Source organism: Mycobacterium sp. VKM Ac-1816D, from assembly GCF_000416385.1.
In the GTDB taxonomy this organism is placed as follows: domain Bacteria; phylum Actinomycetota; class Actinomycetes; order Mycobacteriales; family Mycobacteriaceae; genus Mycobacterium; species Mycobacterium neoaurum_A.
Window position 1 is genome coordinate 64,798 of the sequence record NZ_AOHQ01000137.1, and the last position, 14,709, is coordinate 79,506.

The 14,709-nt window shown below is 67.9% G+C and carries 14 protein-coding genes; 12 read left to right on the forward strand and 2 right to left on the reverse strand.

Annotated elements, in window-relative coordinates; genetic code table 11:
• Positions 1 to 6: 6 nt before the first annotated feature.
• The gene (locus tag G154_RS15470) at positions 7 to 2,010 is read left to right on the forward strand and encodes an FUSC family protein (protein WP_019510036.1); all 2,004 of its coding nucleotides are present in this window, start codon (positions 7 to 9) and stop codon (positions 2,008 to 2,010) included.
• Between the two features lie 7 nt (positions 2,011 to 2,017).
• On the opposite strand, the gene G154_RS15475 is transcribed toward G154_RS15470, so the two are convergent.
• Positions 2,018 to 2,641: a PaaI family thioesterase gene (locus tag G154_RS15475; RefSeq protein WP_019510035.1), complete on the reverse strand. Its 624-nt coding sequence runs from the start codon at positions 2,639 to 2,641 to the stop codon at positions 2,018 to 2,020.
• A gap of 124 nt (positions 2,642 to 2,765) precedes the next feature.
• On the opposite strand from G154_RS15475, the gene G154_RS15480 reads away from it, so the two are divergent.
• The 10 genes from G154_RS15480 (at position 2,766) to G154_RS15525 (ending at position 12,723) form a co-directional block, all read left to right on the forward strand.
• Positions 2,766 to 3,434, forward strand: a complete 669-nt coding sequence (locus G154_RS15480; RefSeq protein WP_023985842.1) for a GntR family transcriptional regulator — start codon at positions 2,766 to 2,768, stop codon at positions 3,432 to 3,434.
• A gap of 57 nt (positions 3,435 to 3,491) precedes the next feature.
• A complete protein-coding gene (locus G154_RS15485; protein ID WP_019510033.1) occupies positions 3,492 to 4,898 on the forward strand; it encodes an allophanate hydrolase in 1,407 nt (468 codons plus the stop codon).
• A complete protein-coding gene (locus G154_RS15490; protein WP_019510032.1) occupies positions 4,895 to 5,587 on the forward strand; it encodes a cysteine hydrolase family protein in 693 nt (230 codons plus the stop codon). Before G154_RS15485 ends, G154_RS15490 begins: the two co-directional genes overlap by 4 nt.
• Positions 5,588 to 5,599: 12 nt before the next feature.
• Positions 5,600 to 7,195, forward strand: a complete 1,596-nt coding sequence (locus G154_RS15495) for a xanthine/uracil/vitamin C permease (RefSeq protein ID WP_019510031.1) — start codon at positions 5,600 to 5,602, stop codon at positions 7,193 to 7,195.
• A gap of 96 nt (positions 7,196 to 7,291) precedes the next feature.
• Positions 7,292 to 7,873, forward strand: coding sequence for a TetR/AcrR family transcriptional regulator (locus tag G154_RS15500; protein WP_019510030.1), 582 nt, complete (start codon positions 7,292 to 7,294; stop codon positions 7,871 to 7,873).
• Positions 7,873 to 8,892 (forward strand): hypothetical protein, encoded by a 1,020-nt coding sequence (locus tag G154_RS15505; RefSeq protein ID WP_019510029.1) that lies wholly within the window; start codon positions 7,873 to 7,875, stop codon positions 8,890 to 8,892. The genes G154_RS15500 and G154_RS15505 overlap by 1 nt, the downstream gene beginning before the upstream one ends.
• Positions 8,893 to 8,911: 19 nt before the next feature.
• Complete coding sequence (locus tag G154_RS15510; RefSeq protein ID WP_019510028.1) at positions 8,912 to 10,588, forward strand: tetratricopeptide repeat protein; 1,677 nt, start codon at positions 8,912 to 8,914, stop codon at positions 10,586 to 10,588.
• A gap of 132 nt (positions 10,589 to 10,720) precedes the next feature.
• Positions 10,721 to 10,936: a hypothetical protein gene (locus tag G154_RS15515; RefSeq protein WP_019510027.1), complete on the forward strand. Its 216-nt coding sequence runs from the start codon at positions 10,721 to 10,723 to the stop codon at positions 10,934 to 10,936.
• A gap of 30 nt (positions 10,937 to 10,966) precedes the next feature.
• Positions 10,967 to 11,446: a nucleoside deaminase gene (locus G154_RS15520; protein WP_019510026.1), complete on the forward strand. Its 480-nt coding sequence runs from the start codon at positions 10,967 to 10,969 to the stop codon at positions 11,444 to 11,446.
• Positions 11,443 to 12,723, forward strand: coding sequence for an alpha-amylase family glycosyl hydrolase (locus G154_RS15525; protein WP_019510025.1), 1,281 nt, complete (start codon positions 11,443 to 11,445; stop codon positions 12,721 to 12,723). The genes G154_RS15520 and G154_RS15525 overlap by 4 nt, the downstream gene beginning before the upstream one ends.
• On the opposite strand, the gene G154_RS15530 is transcribed toward G154_RS15525, so the two are convergent.
• Positions 12,714 to 14,036: an NAD(P)/FAD-dependent oxidoreductase gene (locus G154_RS15530; protein WP_019510024.1), complete on the reverse strand. Its 1,323-nt coding sequence runs from the start codon at positions 14,034 to 14,036 to the stop codon at positions 12,714 to 12,716. The two genes, G154_RS15525 and G154_RS15530, sit on opposite strands and share 10 nt — an antisense overlap.
• A gap of 161 nt (positions 14,037 to 14,197) precedes the next feature.
• Here G154_RS15530 and G154_RS27400 point away from each other — a divergent pair, with 161 nt between their 5' ends.
• Positions 14,198 to 14,605, forward strand: a complete 408-nt coding sequence (locus G154_RS27400) for a hypothetical protein (protein ID WP_019510023.1) — start codon at positions 14,198 to 14,200, stop codon at positions 14,603 to 14,605.
• Positions 14,606 to 14,709: the final 104 nt, after the last annotated feature.

Here is a 14,709-nt window from a genome sequence, read left to right on the forward strand (position 1 = left end):
GGCGTCATGACGACGAGCCGCCGGCTGCGCCTGACGCTGTATGACTCGGGCGCGGTGATCCGCAGCCTGGCCGGTGTCGTGGCGATCACGGTGCCCGCGATACTGCTGGGCATCCCGGCTCAGCTGTCGGCGGTGGCGAGCGCCGCGATGGCCGGGATGGTCGCCGGCGCCAGCGCGTTACAGGACAGCCCCCGGGGCCGGTTCCCGATCGTGGTCCTCGTCTCGGCCGAGATGGCGTTGGCGGTGCTGCTGGGCGCGCTGACCGGCGGCAGCGATCTGGCCCTGCTGATCGCGCTGGCGCTGTGGTGCGTGGTAGCAGGCCTGCACTGGGCACTGAGCGCCAACGCAGGTCTGGTCGCCGCCGCGGGCGCGGCGCTGTTGTTGACGGCCGAGCCGCCGGCGACGGCATCCGCGGCGGTGAGCGCGGCCGCGCTCGCGTTGGCCGCCGGATTGACCCAGGCGGTGCTCATCGCGCTGTGGCCGCAGCGGCGCTGGCGCGACCAACGCAGCGCCCTCACCCGGGCCTACCTGTCGCTGGCGACCTACGCCGGGAGCATGCTCACCGATCCGGGCGCCGAGATGAACGCCGAACCGCTGCTGCAGCTGCGGGAGGCCTTCACCGTCAACGAGGCGATGGCCAAACGCCGGCCGCCGATCTACCGGGGTTGGTACGGCCTGCCCGAACGCATCTCGGAGTCACTGACCGGGCTGCGAGAGCACACCGACGACGAAGCCGTCGCGCGGCTGCTGCGCGCCGCTGCCGACCTGCTGACGGTGATCGCCCATGCCAGGCGTCGCTCTCGGCAGGACCTCGGTCACGCCCTCGGACAATTGGCGGGCTCGGCGCAGGCCGTCGGCGGCGGCGAGCCACGCGACACCGCCGTCCGCCTGGTGGGCCAACTACGTGAGGCGGTGGAGTTGCGCTACGGGCAGTTCGAACCCGAGCAGGTCGCCCACCTGCGCAGGCCCGGTCTGCCGCACGCGCTGGCCGCGGCCGTGCACCTGATGCGCGAACAGACCGACCGGTACTCGCCCATCCTGCGGCACACGATCCGGCTGGCCGCCGCCACCGTCATCGGGGTGGCGGTGTGGCGTTTTGCCGGGGTGCCGCATGGCGCGTGGATTGCGCTCACCGTGCTGATGGTGTTGCGGCCCGAGACCGCGCACACCTACACCCGGTGTGTGTGGCGAATCGTCGGAACCGCTGCCGGGGTGGCGCTCGGAGCCGTCATCGTCGCGGTGTCGGGACCGTCGCCCATTGCCTCGACGGTGCTCGCGGTGCTGCTGATCGCACTGGCCTACGCCAGCGCCGAGGTGAGTTACCTGGCGGTGAACACGGCCATCGCCGCGGCCCTGGTACTGCTGCTGAACACCGGTGGCACCGGTGATGCCGCCGCCATCGCCGACCGCCTGCTCGCGGTACTGATCGGCGGCGCACTGGCGGTGACGGTGCACGTCGCCCTACCGGACAACGCATTGGTGCGGTTGCGACAGCGCGCAGGCGAGCTGCTCAAGACCGAGATCGACTATGCGGCAATGGTTGTGCGCGCCTTCGTGCACGACCTGGACCACCCGAAGGAGGCGCTGGAATCGGCATGGGCAAGGGCGGTGAGTGCGCGCACCGCGTTCGAGGCGACCGCCGGGGCGACGGGAACCGACTGGCAGCAGCTACGCCGATGGATGCGCTCCTACCGAGCGGCGTTGAACGCGGTCACCACGTCATGCGCCACGCTGGAAGCCAACCTGCCCGCACATCCGCCGGCCGACCTAAACCGGGAATTCGTCGCGGCCGTCGACGAGTACGTGAAGGCATTGTCGGGTAATCCTGCCACCCCGGCCGCGCCATGGCGTGTCGATACCGACGCGCTGCTCGCCGCCAACGCCGGCGTGCGGACCGCGGCGGCACTGCTGACCGACGCCGACGGCGCCGAGCGGGTACTCGTTGCCGAGATCGCCACCATCACCGCGGTGGTCACCGAGGTTGCGGCAAGCGATATCCAGGTGGCGTGAGACGGCGTCACCCCCGTGCCCACCGGGGTTGGATGAACACCCCCTCGGCCTGCACCGTCGGTCCGGCATCGTCCGATATCGTACCCGCGGCAAAGGTTTTGATGCCCTCGGTACGCACGATCGCCGCTTCGGCGCGCAGCGCGCCCAGCGGTGTCGGACGCAGGTATCGCACGCTGATGGTTCCGGTCAACCGCGGACTGGTGGCCGGACTGGCGGCCTCGCCGAGGACGTGATCGAGGATCAGCGCGGCGATGCCGCCGTGCACATGTCCTGGCGGTCCTTCGTAGGGGGCGCCGAGAACGAAATCGGCCGATACCGAACCGTCGTCGCCGCGGCGAACCGCCAACGGCGGCGCGATCGGGTTGCGCAGGCCGATCACGGCGTTACCCCACGGCATCCGGTCGCCGTGGGCGGTGAACCGCACGCCGAACGCACCGTCGAGTTGCTTACCGCGCAGCGCGGCAGTCGCCTCGTCGATGCGCGCCTTGGCCGCCGCCACGGTGTCGGCATCGGTTTCCGTCCGGATGGTCGCATCGACGAGTCGGCGAACCGATTCGGTGAGCGGGCCGTAGATGCTGCGGAGCCGTTCGACCTCCTCGGCGCTGAGGTCCTCGTGGGTGAAGTCCAACATCCCAGAACTAGAACACGTTCTAGCAACCCTGTCGAGTCACCTCGCGCCGTGTCCACCCCATGACGCTATGGTCGCGACAGAGCGATGCCGGCGACACGACGCGTGGGAGGTGACAACCGTAGCCATGGCGGCACCAAGGATGCCCGGCCCGCGACAGGGCCTACCCGCGACCCTCGTCGACGTGGCCGCCGACCGACTGCGGGCCGCCATCCTCAGCGGCGCACTGTTACCGGGCCAGAAACTGGTCGAAGAACAGCTCTGCGCCGATCTCGGGATCAGCCGGGCACCGTTGCGCGAGGCGCTGCGCTTGTTGGCCCAACAGGGCCTGGTCGAGCACCTACCGCGACGCGGATCCCGGGTCACCGTGTGGTCGCCGACCGACATCCTCCAACTGTTCGCCTTGCGCAATGTCTTGGAGCGGCACGCCATGGAGCTGGCGCTGCCGCTGGCCGATCCGGCCACCGACCTTGAGCCGGTCCGCCGTGCGTTGGAAGAGATGGCCCGGGCCTGCGACGAATTGGACCGAGACGATGCCCACCGCCGCTTCCACGCTGCCGTCGTGGCGCTGGCCGGAAATCGTCAACTCGACATCGCGCTGGCACCGATCTTGCTCAAGCTCCAGCTCCCGATGGCGATGAACCTTCGCGAGGAGGCTCGACACCACCGGGCCCGCGACGGGCTCGACCGGCATCGCGCCATCCTGACCGCACTCGAGACCAACGACCCCGCCACGGTGATCACCGCGCTGGCCGAGCACGGTCATCTCCAGTTTCTCGAGCTGCCGGATCGCTAACACGATCGACACACGGCCGTACCGAGATCGCCACTATTCTGTCGACAATCGACAGATATGGATTCAGATGCGTCGGGCCCGACCGTCGGGCCGTCGGTGGCAGAGATACTGGCGTCGCATGAAAGCGGGAGCGGATCGCCCACCAAGACCGCCGCTCGTGTTGCCGATGCGATAGCCGCCCGCGGTGACGATGGCACCTGGTTGTCGACGGTGCCCAGGGCCGAACTGCTGAACGCCGCCGCCGAGATCGAACGGCGCCCCGGGGCACGCACCCTGCCCCTCTACGGCGTGCCGTTCGGGGTCAAGGACAGCATCGATGTCGCCGGGGTCCCGACCACCCTGTCCTGTCCCGATTTCGGCTACCTGGCGACCGAGACCGCTCCCGCGGTCCAGCGACTGCTCGACGCCGGCGCGTTGTATGTCGGTAAGACCAACCTGGACCAGTTCGCCACCGGCCTCAACGGCACCCGCACCCCCCACACCATTCCGCGCAGCGTGTACGGCGCCGAATTGATCTCCGGCGGTTCGAGTTCCGGTTCGGCAGTGGCCGTCGCGCTCGGCCAGGTCCCGTTCGCCGTCGCCACCGACACCGCCGGGTCCGGCCGGGTGCCCGCAGCATTGAACGGCGTCATCGGCTTCAAACCATCACGCGGACTGATCAGCACCGTCGGCTTGGTACCGGCCTGCAAGTCGCTCGACTGCATCACCGTGATGGCCGGGTGCATAGCTGACGTGGAACGGGTGTTCGACGTGATGGCCGGCCGCGACGATGCCGATGCCTGGTCGCGTGACCGCGGGCCCCGGTACACGGGTGAGCCGATCACGCTCGGGTTGCCTGCCCTCGACGAACTGGAGTTCTTCGGCGACGAGCAGATGGCACGTGCGCACGAGGCGTTTCGCCGCCGCCTCGCGGGTCAGGTGCACACCGTCGAGGTATCGCTGGCGCCCTTCCTTGCCGCAGGCGAGCTGCTCTATCAGGGCCCGTGGGTGGCCGAGCGGCTCGTCGTCTTCGGCGATTTCCTTGCTGCCGAACCGGACTCGATACACCCGGTGGTCAGGGACATCCTGCGCAGCGGCGCGAAATACACCGCCGTCGATGCGTTCGCCGCGCTACAGCGACTGCAGGAACTGCGCGCCGAGGTGAGCCGGATCTGGTGCGATATCGACGCCATGGTGGTGCCGACCATCGGGACCACCTTCACCGTCGACGAGGTGCTCGCCCGGCCGATCGACACCAACACGATGCTCGGGCACTACACCCACTTCGGCAATCTGCTCGATCTGCTCGGGGTGGCAATCCCACTGGGCCGTACACGAGACGGCCGCCCGCACAGCGCCACCGTGCTGTCGGCCGCCCGGCGTGACGACCTCGCGCTGCACATCGCCGCGCAGATTCTCGACGAACCGCGCAGCCGCGCCACCCCCGGCACTCCGGTTGCCACCGCCATCGAGGAGCGAGTATGAGCCAGCACGTTGCCATTCCAGCAACACCCGAACCATTCACCCTGGTTGCCGGCCGAACCGCGCTGGTCATCATCGACATGCAACGAGACTTCCTGTTGGCCGGGGGCTTCGGCGAGAGCCTCGGAAACGATGTCGGGCAGCTGCTGAAGGTCGTACCGCCGCTCGCGGCACTCCTGACAGCGGCACGAGAGGCCGGCGTCATGGTGATCCACACTCGCGAAGGGCACCGGCCCGACCTGTCGGACTGCCCTCCGGCCAAACTCCAGCGCGGCGTCCCCAGCAAGCGGATCGGCGACAAAGGCAGGTTCGGCCGCATCCTGATCCGTGGCGAGTACGGCCACGACATCATCGACGAGCTGCGCCCCCTCGACGGTGAGGTCGTCATCGACAAACCGGGCAAGGGTGCGTTCTACGACACCGAACTGGCCGAGGTGCTCGCCGGGGCGGGCATCACGCAACTACTGATCACCGGTGTCACCACCGAGGTGTGCGTGCACACCACGACCCGCGAGGCCAACGACCGAGGATACGAATGTCTGGTCGTATCCGACTGCGTCGGTTCGTATTTCCCGGAGTTTCATCGAATCGGCCTGGAGATGATCGCCGCACAAGGCGGGATCTTCGGCTGGGTTGCCGACAGCGCCGCCGTCCTCACCGCCCTGCACACCCTGACCATCGACGCCGCCTGATCGGAGATTGCCATGAGTACCGAGATCACCGATCCACCAGTCGGCCCGCCGGTGCCCGAAGCCGCTGCAGCCGTGCCGTGGTGGACCCGCGGCGACACCAACGCGTTCTTCGGGCTCGGGTTCAACATCCTGGTCAACGTCCTCACCCTGACCGGGCTGATGATCGGCGTTGTCGCGGTGCCTGCCGGCGATGTGCTCGGTACGGTGCTCCCCGCCCTCGGCGTCGCGCTGATCCTTGGAAACCTCTACTACACATTTCTTGCCCGCCGGCTCGCGCGGCGCGAGAACCGGACGGACGTCACCGCACTCCCCTATGGCCCGTCGGTGCCGCACATGTTCATCGTCGTGTTCGTGGTGATGCTGCCGGTGTACCTGAACACCCAGGACCCACTGCAGGCGTGGTCCGCCGGACTGGCGTGGGCGTTCATGATCGGCATCATCGTGATGATCGGCGCGTTCGTCGGGCCCTACATCCGCAAGCTCACTCCGCGCGCCGCCATGCTCGGCACGCTGGCCGGGATCTCCATCACCTTCATCTCCATGCGGCCGGCCGCACAGATGTGGGAGGCCGCCTGGATCGGCCTGCCGGTGCTCGCCATCATCCTGATCGGATTCTTCACCGACGTGAAACTGCCGTTCGGCATGCCGGTCGGTTTGGCGGCGCTACTGGTGGGCACCGCCATCGGCTGGATGGGCGGTTACATGTCGGCGCCCGATGTCGGCCGAGCGGTCTCCGATATCGCGATCGGCATCCCCGACCTGCGCCTGGATCTGCTGTTCTCCGGGCTGACCAACCTGGCTCCGCTGCTGGGTACGGCGATCCCGCTGGGTGTCTACAACTTCACCGAGGCGATGAGCAATGTCGAGTCCGCCGCGGCGGCCGGGGACAATTACAACCTGCGCAGCGTGCTGCTGGCCGACGGCGCGGGCGCGGTCATCGGTTCGGCCTTCGGTTCGCCGTTCCCGCCGGCGGTCTATATCGGCCATCCGGGCTGGAAGGATGCGGGCGGTCGCGCCAGCTACTCGCTGGCCAGTGGCCTGCTCATCGGTGTGCTGTGTTTCGTCGGCCTCTTCGGCATCCTGGACGCGCTGCTGCCGGTGCCTGCGATCGTGCCGATCCTGCTCTACATCGGCCTCCTGATCGGCGCCCAGGCCTTCCAGGCGGTGCCACGCCTGCACGCGATTGCCGTGGTGATCGCCTTGTTGCCCAATCTCGCCGAATGGGCCAAGAGCCAGATCGACAATGCCTTGAACGCCGCGGGAACGACGGCCTCAGAGGTCGGCATGGATGCGCTCAACGGTTCCGGCGTGGTGTACGCGGGGTTGAAGACGTTGGGCGAGGGTGCCGTTCTGGTCGGCCTGATCCTCGGCACGATGGTCGTCTTCATCCTGGAGAAGAAATTCCTCTTCGCCGCCGCCGCCGCAACCGTCGGCGCGGCACTGTCCTTCATCGGGCTGATCCACTCTCCGGCAGTGGCGTGGGCGGCCAACCCGTCGGTGGCGCTGGGTTACCTGTTCTTCGCCACGGTATGCCTGTTGTACAGCCTGCTGCCGGGTGCCAAAGAACCGGCCGTGATCGACGAGAGCGATATCGTCGCCGGTCACTGACCTGGGCGGCGGGGGTCACAGGACAACCCCGACGGTGGCATAGATAACCTAAGCTTTCGTAGTCACTTGTCTACGAAGTGCATTACCCTCGCATTCATGGCTGCACGCACACATAGTGCGGACCCGCGCGCCGAGCGGGTCCGCACCCTTCTCTACGAGGCCGCCTTCGCGCTGGCCCACGAACATCCGGTCGACGAGCTGACCGTCGCCACCATCGTCGGTCGCGCCGGCGTGAGCAGGCAGGTCTTCTACCAACATTTCCGCGATCGTGACGACGCGGTCGCGGCCGCCTTCGCGGTGGCATTCGAACAGGCGACCGCCGATATCGGGGACGACCCCCGGGTGCGCATCACCCGGCTGTTCGATTTCGCCGGGGAGCATCGGGAGATGTACCGCAATGTCATCCCCAGCGCGGTCACCCAACGGGTCGTCAATGCCTTCCGCGCCGAACTGGCACCGGCTTGCGCCGAGATCGCCGCGCAGGGCATGTCGGTCATCGCGCCGATGTCCGGGCTCACCGTCGAAGCGGTGACCCGCTTCCTGGTCGGAGGGTTCATGGAGGTGCTGCGATCGTGGATGGAGGCACCGGTCCAGCGCGATGCGCGTGATCTCCGTGAGCGTGTGACCGCCGCATTCGACACCGTCAACGCCCTGCTGACGCTGCCGGGACGGATCTGATGGGCAAGCATCGCGACGCACCTCCGGTCGTCACCAGAACCCAGATCCGCAACGTCGCACTCGCGATGGGCGTGTTCACCGCCCTGGTGCTGGCCATGATCGCCAGCTACGCCGGTGCGTTCGCCAAACCGACGCTGCGCCATATGGATATCGCCGTTGCAGCGCCCACACAGCTGATCGAGGCAATGCAGGCCAGACCCGAACTCGCCGTCACAGCGGTCGGCGACGACGGTGCCGCCCGCGATCTGGTGCTACAGCGAAAGGCCGACGCCGCGTTGGTCGCCCAGCCCACGGGGACCCTGGACATCTATGTCGCCGGCGGCGGTGGCCGCAGCGTGGCCACCGCTGCCGAGAGCGTGGGGCGCAGCGTGGCGGCCGGAGCCGGACTGACCCCGGCTGTCACCGATATCGCGCCGACCTCGGCGGGTGACCCGTCCGGCACGGTCGAGTTCTACGCGGTCATCTTCGTCTCGATCGGCGCCTCGGTGGGCGCGGCGGCGTTCGGGCGGTTGGTCGGCGCCGTGCACCGTCCGGCCACCCTCGCCTTGCGGACGGTCACGCTCGGCTGTTACGCGGCACTGCTGGCCGGTGTCGTCACCGTGTATGTCGACAGCGGGCTCGGGGCACTGACCGGTCACCCCTGGCAGGTTTTCGGGGCGTTGTGGCTCTACGCCATGGCGGTCGGCGGCGCGGTGACCGGGGTCGCGGCCGCCTTCGGCACCGTGGCGGCCATGACGGTCACCGCCTTCCTGGTGGTCGTCGGCAATGCTGCGGCCGCCGGCCCGATCGGCCGACCGCTGTTGACCGGTTTCTACACCTTGTTCAACCAGATCGTGCCGCAGGGTTCGGGAGTCTCGCTGTTGCGCAGTATCGAGTACTTCGACGGCAACGGCGCGCTGACACCCTTTGCCACGCTGATGATCTGGGCCACCACCGGACTCGTGCTCGCCGCGTTGGCGACCACCGTGCGCACACCGGCCGTAGAACGTCTGCGCCGTCGCGCCGGCTCACGCGGTTGACCCCCACTATGGTTGGTCGATGGATGCGGGCTACTACGACCTGGGCAGCTACCGACGCCCGGTCGACACCGATTCTGCACAGGCGCAGGTGTGGTTCGACCGGGGTCTGGTGTGGGCCTACGCCTTCAACCACGAAGAGGCGGTTCGCTGTTTCGAACGCGCACTGGAACACGACGGCGACCTGGCCATCGCCCGCTGGGGCATCGCCTACGCCGTCGGCCCGAACTACAACAAGGCCTGGGATGCCTTCGATCCCGTCGAACTGGACACGGCACTGCGGCGGGCGCGCGCAGAGTTGGCCTCGGCCGCAGCGGGGCGGGCCTCGGCCACCGATCGCGCCCTGATCGACGCCCTGTCGCTGCGGTTCCCCACCGACGACCCGGCCGATGACACCGCGCTGCGCGACGCGCACGCCGTCTACGCAGACGCGATGGTGTCGGTCGCCGCGTGCTTCCCCGACGATGTCGATGTGCAGGCACTGGCCGCCGACGCACTGCTCAACGTCAGCGCCTGGGAACTCTGGGACAGCACGACCGGTCAGCCGGCCGCCGGCTCGCGGGTGCACGAGGCCACGACGATCCTGGAGGCTTGCCTCGCCGGGTCCGCCGGGCAGGCGCATCCCGGGGTCTTGCACCTCTACATCCATGCGATGGAGATGTCGGCGCATCCCGAGCTCGCGTTGCCCGCGGCCGACCTGCTCCGCGGCCTGGTACCCGATGCCGGCCATCTGGAGCACATGCCCAGTCATATCGACGTGCTCTGCGGCGACTACCGCGCCTCGGTGGTGGCCAACCAGGCCGCCGTGGCCGCCGATCGGTTGTTCGTCGCCGATGCCGGGCCGCTGAACTTCTATTCGCTCTACCGCGCCCACGATCTGCACTTCGTGGTGTACTCGGCAATGTTCGAGGGTCGGTTCCAGATTGCCCACGACGCCGCGCGCGAGCTCGCCGAACAGCTCACACCCGAACTGCTCGCCATCCCCTCGCCCCCGATGGCCGACTGGCTGGAGGCGTTCGCCGCCCTTGAGGTTCACGTCCTGGTGCGGTTCGGCCGGTGGTCCGATCTGATCTCGCTGCCGGTGCCCGAAGACGCTGCGCTCTACTGCACCACCACCGCGACGGTGCACTACGGCCGCGGCGTCGCCTACGCCGCGACCGGCCAGCTATCTCAGGCACACATCGAACGTGATGCTCTCGCAGCCGCTTACGCGCTGATTCCCGATACCCGCTACCTGTTCAACAACACCAGCCGCGACATCCTCGCCGTCGGAGTCGCCATGCTCGACGGCGAAATCGCTTATCGGGAAGGGCGATTCGACGAAGCGTTCGCCCGGCTCCGCGATGCCATCGCACTCGATGACGCCCTACCCTACGACGAACCCTGGGGCTGGATGCAGCCGACACGGCACGCCTACGGCGCACTTCTGCTCGAGCAGGGCCGGGTGTCCGAGGCCGCCGACGTGTACGCAGCGGATCTCGGCCTCGACAGCACTTTGCGCCGGTCGTGCCAGCACCCTGGCAACGTCTGGAGTCTGCACGGATACCACGAGTGCCTGCAACGTCTGGGCCGTGATGCAGAAGCGGCAATCATCGGCCAGCAGCTGACGCTGGCCCGCGCCCGCGCCGACGTACCCGTTCTCGCGTCCTGCGCGTGCCGCCTCGATGTCACAGCAGGGCCGGAGACGTGTTGCGAATAGGTGAATTTAGTTGGCAGTCAACGTGTCATGCAACCAACGAGGCCCCGAGCCATTATCGTGTGCGTCAGGAAAAGAACCGGGGGCCCGCGCAAGCCGAGTGCGCTCCCGCCCCTACCTGTGGAGAGGACAACGATGTCCAACGAACGCCACCTGGCGCACCTCCGTTCCAAGGACGAGCCATTGGTCGCACTGGTCGGGATGATCCGGCACGCAGTGAGCGACCCGGTCCGCTCCGCCGGCGGCAGCAAAGCCGATGTCGAGGCCATCGCCGTCGCGGCCGCGTACGCGGCGTGGTGCTGGGGGGCGGCCACCGACGAATCGGCGCCCCAACCGTTGCGCTGCGGTTGACATTCCACCCCGCTGGGTAAACTCGCCCGCGTGGCGATCACCGACGCGGACCTGGAATTCCTTCGGCGGTGTGTCGAACTGGCACGCGACGCGCTGAACCTCGGCGACGAGCCCTTCGGCTCCCTACTGGTCGACGAAGCAGGTGACACCCTGTTCGCCGATCACAATCGCGTCGGCAATGGCGACGCCACCGAACACCCCGAGTTCGCCATTGCCCGATGGGCCGCCGAGCACCTCTCCCCCGAACAACGCGCGAGCGCCACGGTCTACACCTCCGGTGAACACTGCGCCATGTGTTCGGCCGCGCACGCATGGGTGGGCCTCGGGCGCATTGTCTACGCGACATCGGCCCGGCAGCTCAGCCAGTGGAGCGCCGAGTGGGGTGCTCCCCCGGCGCCGGTCGCACCACTTCCCATCACCACCGTCGCGCCGGGTCTCGTCGTCGACGGCCCCGCTCCGCAACTGGGTGACGAGATGCGCGATCTCTACGAGCGGGCATTCCGACCATGAGCGATCCAGACTGGGTGCGCCACGTCATCTGGTGGCAGATCTATCCCCTCGGGTTCGTCGGCGCGTTCCCCGCCGATCCCGCACCGACGGCCGCCGAGCACCGACTGCTGCGGATCATCGACTGGCTCGACCACGCGCTGGAACTGGGCGCCTCCGGTCTGGCGCTCGGGCCGGTGTTCAGCTCCCGGACCCACGGTTATGACACCACCGATCACTTGCGTATCGATCCACGCTTGGGAACCGATGCCGATTTCGACCAGCTCATCTCCGAATGCCGCCGGCGAGGGCTCAGGGTGTTGCTCGACGGTGTGTTCAACCACGTCGGCACCGACTACCCGCGCTATCGCGACGCGGTCGCGGGTGGCCCGAGGGACTGGTTCCGGCATGGTTCCGGCGGTTTCGACACCTTCGAGGGCCACGGCGAACTGATCGCGCTGAACCACGGTAGTCCGGAGGTGGTGGCGCACACCGTCGAGGTGATGAACCACTGGCTCGATCGCGGTGCCGACGGCTGGCGCCTCGATGCCGCCTACGCAGTCGATCCGGAATTCTGGCGGCAGGTCTTACCGCAGGTTCGTCGCCGCCATCGCGATGCGTGGTTCCTGGGCGAGGTCATCCACGGCGACTACCCGGCGCAGGTGAGCGCCGCCGGATTCGACTCGGTCACCCAGTACGAACTGTGGAAGGCCGTCTGGAGTGCCCTGAACGACAAGAACTTCCACGAACTCGACTGGGCGCTGCAGCGCCACAACGACTTTCTGGGATCCTTTGTGCCGCTGACGTTCATCGGCAACCACGACGTCACCAGGATCGCCAGCCGCATCGAAGATCCGCAGCATCTCGAGCATGCCCTTGTGCTGCTGCTGACCACCGGAGGCACCCCGAGCGTGTACGCCGGCGACGAGTGGGCCTGGCGCGGTGTCAAGGAGGAACGCGTCGGCGGTGACGACGCGATCCGCCCCGAGTTCGGCGCGCCGCCGATGCCACCACATGACATGACGCGGCTGTACCAGTACCTCATCGGCCTACGCCGGCGAAACCCGTGGCTGCACAACGCCCGTACCGAATCATTGAGCCTGACCAACACCGGGTACGCCTACCGGGTCGCCGCCGATGATCGAGCGTTGGTGGTGGCACTCAACCTCGACGACGCCCCGTTGACGGCCGGGTTGCCCGGGACCGGGCGGGTGATCGCGGGATCCGGGGCCCCGCCCACCGAACGTGTCGACGAGCTCGTCGTGCCCCCGCACGGCTGGGTGATCGCCGACTACGACTGATCGTTCGTGGTCCACGTATAGGGCTGCTCGGGCACACCGCGATCGCCGAGCATGAACGTCCGATGCTCACGCTCGCCGCGCCCGATCGCTGCCATCCACGTCAGCACGGTGCTGACCCGGTTGTGGACACCGGTCAGGAACGCGATGTGGATGAAGCCCCACGCCATCCAGCCCAGCCGACCCGACAGTTTCACCGGGCCGACCTGGAGCAGCGCGTTGCCGCGGCTGATGTAGGCCGCCGAGCCGAGATCGCGGTACCGGTATCGGCGGCGCGGTTTACCTGCCAGCTCACGACGCACGCACGCGGCAACGTGCAGGCCGCCCTGCATTGCGTTCTCCGCGACACCGGGATAGTCGCCGCCGGCCAGGTCGCCGATGACGAAGACCTCGGGATGACCAGTCACCGACAGATCAGGTTGGACGTCGATCCGGCCGGACCGATCGGTCTTGGCGCCCAGGGCCTGCGCGGCGCGTCGGGCGAACGGCACCGCCTCGACGCCGGCGGTCCACAGGACCGTCCTGGCCTCGTATCGCTGCTCCGGTCCGCCGGACTTGGGCGTGACCGTCACGCCGTCGCGGCCGACGTCGGTGACGTGCACGCCCATGTGCAATTCGACACCGAGCGCCTGCAGGGTGCGGGTGGCCTTGTCGGTCAAGCCCGGGGCGAACGATTTCAAGACCCGGTCACCACCGTCGAACAACAGCACCCTGGCGTCCTCGGGTTGGATGCTGTGAAACTCGTTGGCCAGTGTCCGCGAGGCGACCTCGCGGATCTGCCCGGCGATCTCGACCCCGGTCGGGCCGCCGCCTGCCACGGCGAAGGTCAGCCAGCTGTCCCGCTCGCGGCCCGGCGGCAAGGTCTCGGCGATCTCGAATGCGGTGAACAATCGCTGCCGGATGCACAGCGCGTCATCGAGTGTCTTCATCCCCGGTGCCCACTCGGCGAAACGCTCGTTGCCGAAATAGGACTGCTGCATACCCGCGGCGATCACCAGGACGTCGTAATCCAGGGTGTAGGTCGATTCGTCGGGACGTAACGCCGTCACGGTCCTGGCGTCCGGATCCAGCTGCACCGCCTCGCCGAGCAGGGTGCGCACATTGGGGTATCGCGAGAGCTCCTCGCGCAGTGAATGGCTGATCTGACCGATGCTCAGCGTTCCGGTGGCGCACTGGTAGAGCAGCGGCTGAAAGATATGTCCGGCCGCACGGTCGAGTAGGGTGACCGCCGCGCCGGTGCGCCCGAGCCGGCGGGCGCAGAACAGACCGCCGAACCCTCCCCCGATGATGAGCACCCTGGTGCGTCCGTTGTTCACCCCTGCCAGGCTAGTCGCCCGGTCACTTCCTCAAGCCGCGCGCGTGACCCGCCGCAGACGGCTACGCTCACCGCTTGATGGCGATCACCAGCGAAACAATGTCAGAGCCCGGGCCCGCTGCCGACAACCACAAGCGCCGTAGGCGAAGTGCTCTGTCGCGGATGAGCATCCTGTCCAAATTGTTGATCATGCTGCTGGCGACCAGCATCCTGTCCGCCGCCGTGATCGGCTATATCGGTTATCAGTCCGGGCGTACCTCGCTGCGCGACGCGGCCTTCAACCGGCTCAACGAGATCCTCTCGTCGCAGACTCGCCAGTTGGAGGCCGAGTATCGCTATCTGCGCGAATCGTTGGTGATCTACACCCGCGGTTCCACGGCACACGAAGCCGCCCGCGAGTACACCGCGGGCTTCGACGAGCTGAGTACCGCCGCCACCACTCCCGCTCAAGACCGCGCGATCAACGACTACTACCGGGAGCAATTCGCCAAAGAAACCGCCGCGGCGACAGGGCAGGACATCGATGTCAGTGGCCTGCTGCCGACCGCACCGGCGCAAAAGTACCTCTAGGCGTTCTACACCGCGCCCTTCGACGACTGGGACGCCGCACTGCGTAACGACGACGCCGGGGACGGCAGTCGATGGTCTGCGGCCAACGCGCGGTTCAACGACTT

Excerpts from the sequence above, each read along its gene's own strand:
- G154_RS15470 (WP_019510036.1), top strand. The coding sequence starts at position 7 with ATGACGACGAGCCGCCGGCTGCGCCTGACGCTGTATGACTCGGGCGCG.
- G154_RS15475 (WP_019510035.1), bottom strand. The coding sequence starts at position 2,641 with ATGTTGGACTTCACCCACGAGGACCTCAGCGCCGAGGAGGTCGAACGG.
- G154_RS15480 (WP_023985842.1), top strand. The coding sequence starts at position 2,766 with ATGGCGGCACCAAGGATGCCCGGCCCGCGACAGGGCCTACCCGCGACC.
- G154_RS15485 (WP_019510033.1), top strand. The coding sequence starts at position 3,492 with ATGGATTCAGATGCGTCGGGCCCGACCGTCGGGCCGTCGGTGGCAGAG.
- G154_RS15490 (WP_019510032.1), top strand. The coding sequence starts at position 4,895 with ATGAGCCAGCACGTTGCCATTCCAGCAACACCCGAACCATTCACCCTG.
- G154_RS15495 (WP_019510031.1), top strand. The coding sequence starts at position 5,600 with ATGAGTACCGAGATCACCGATCCACCAGTCGGCCCGCCGGTGCCCGAA.
- G154_RS15500 (WP_019510030.1), top strand. The coding sequence starts at position 7,292 with ATGGCTGCACGCACACATAGTGCGGACCCGCGCGCCGAGCGGGTCCGC.
- G154_RS15505 (WP_019510029.1), top strand. The coding sequence starts at position 7,873 with ATGGGCAAGCATCGCGACGCACCTCCGGTCGTCACCAGAACCCAGATC.
- G154_RS15510 (WP_019510028.1), top strand. The coding sequence starts at position 8,912 with ATGGATGCGGGCTACTACGACCTGGGCAGCTACCGACGCCCGGTCGAC.
- G154_RS15515 (WP_019510027.1), top strand. The coding sequence starts at position 10,721 with ATGTCCAACGAACGCCACCTGGCGCACCTCCGTTCCAAGGACGAGCCA.
- G154_RS15525 (WP_019510025.1), top strand. The coding sequence starts at position 11,443 with ATGAGCGATCCAGACTGGGTGCGCCACGTCATCTGGTGGCAGATCTAT.
- G154_RS27400 (WP_019510023.1), top strand. The coding sequence starts at position 14,198 with ATGAGCATCCTGTCCAAATTGTTGATCATGCTGCTGGCGACCAGCATC.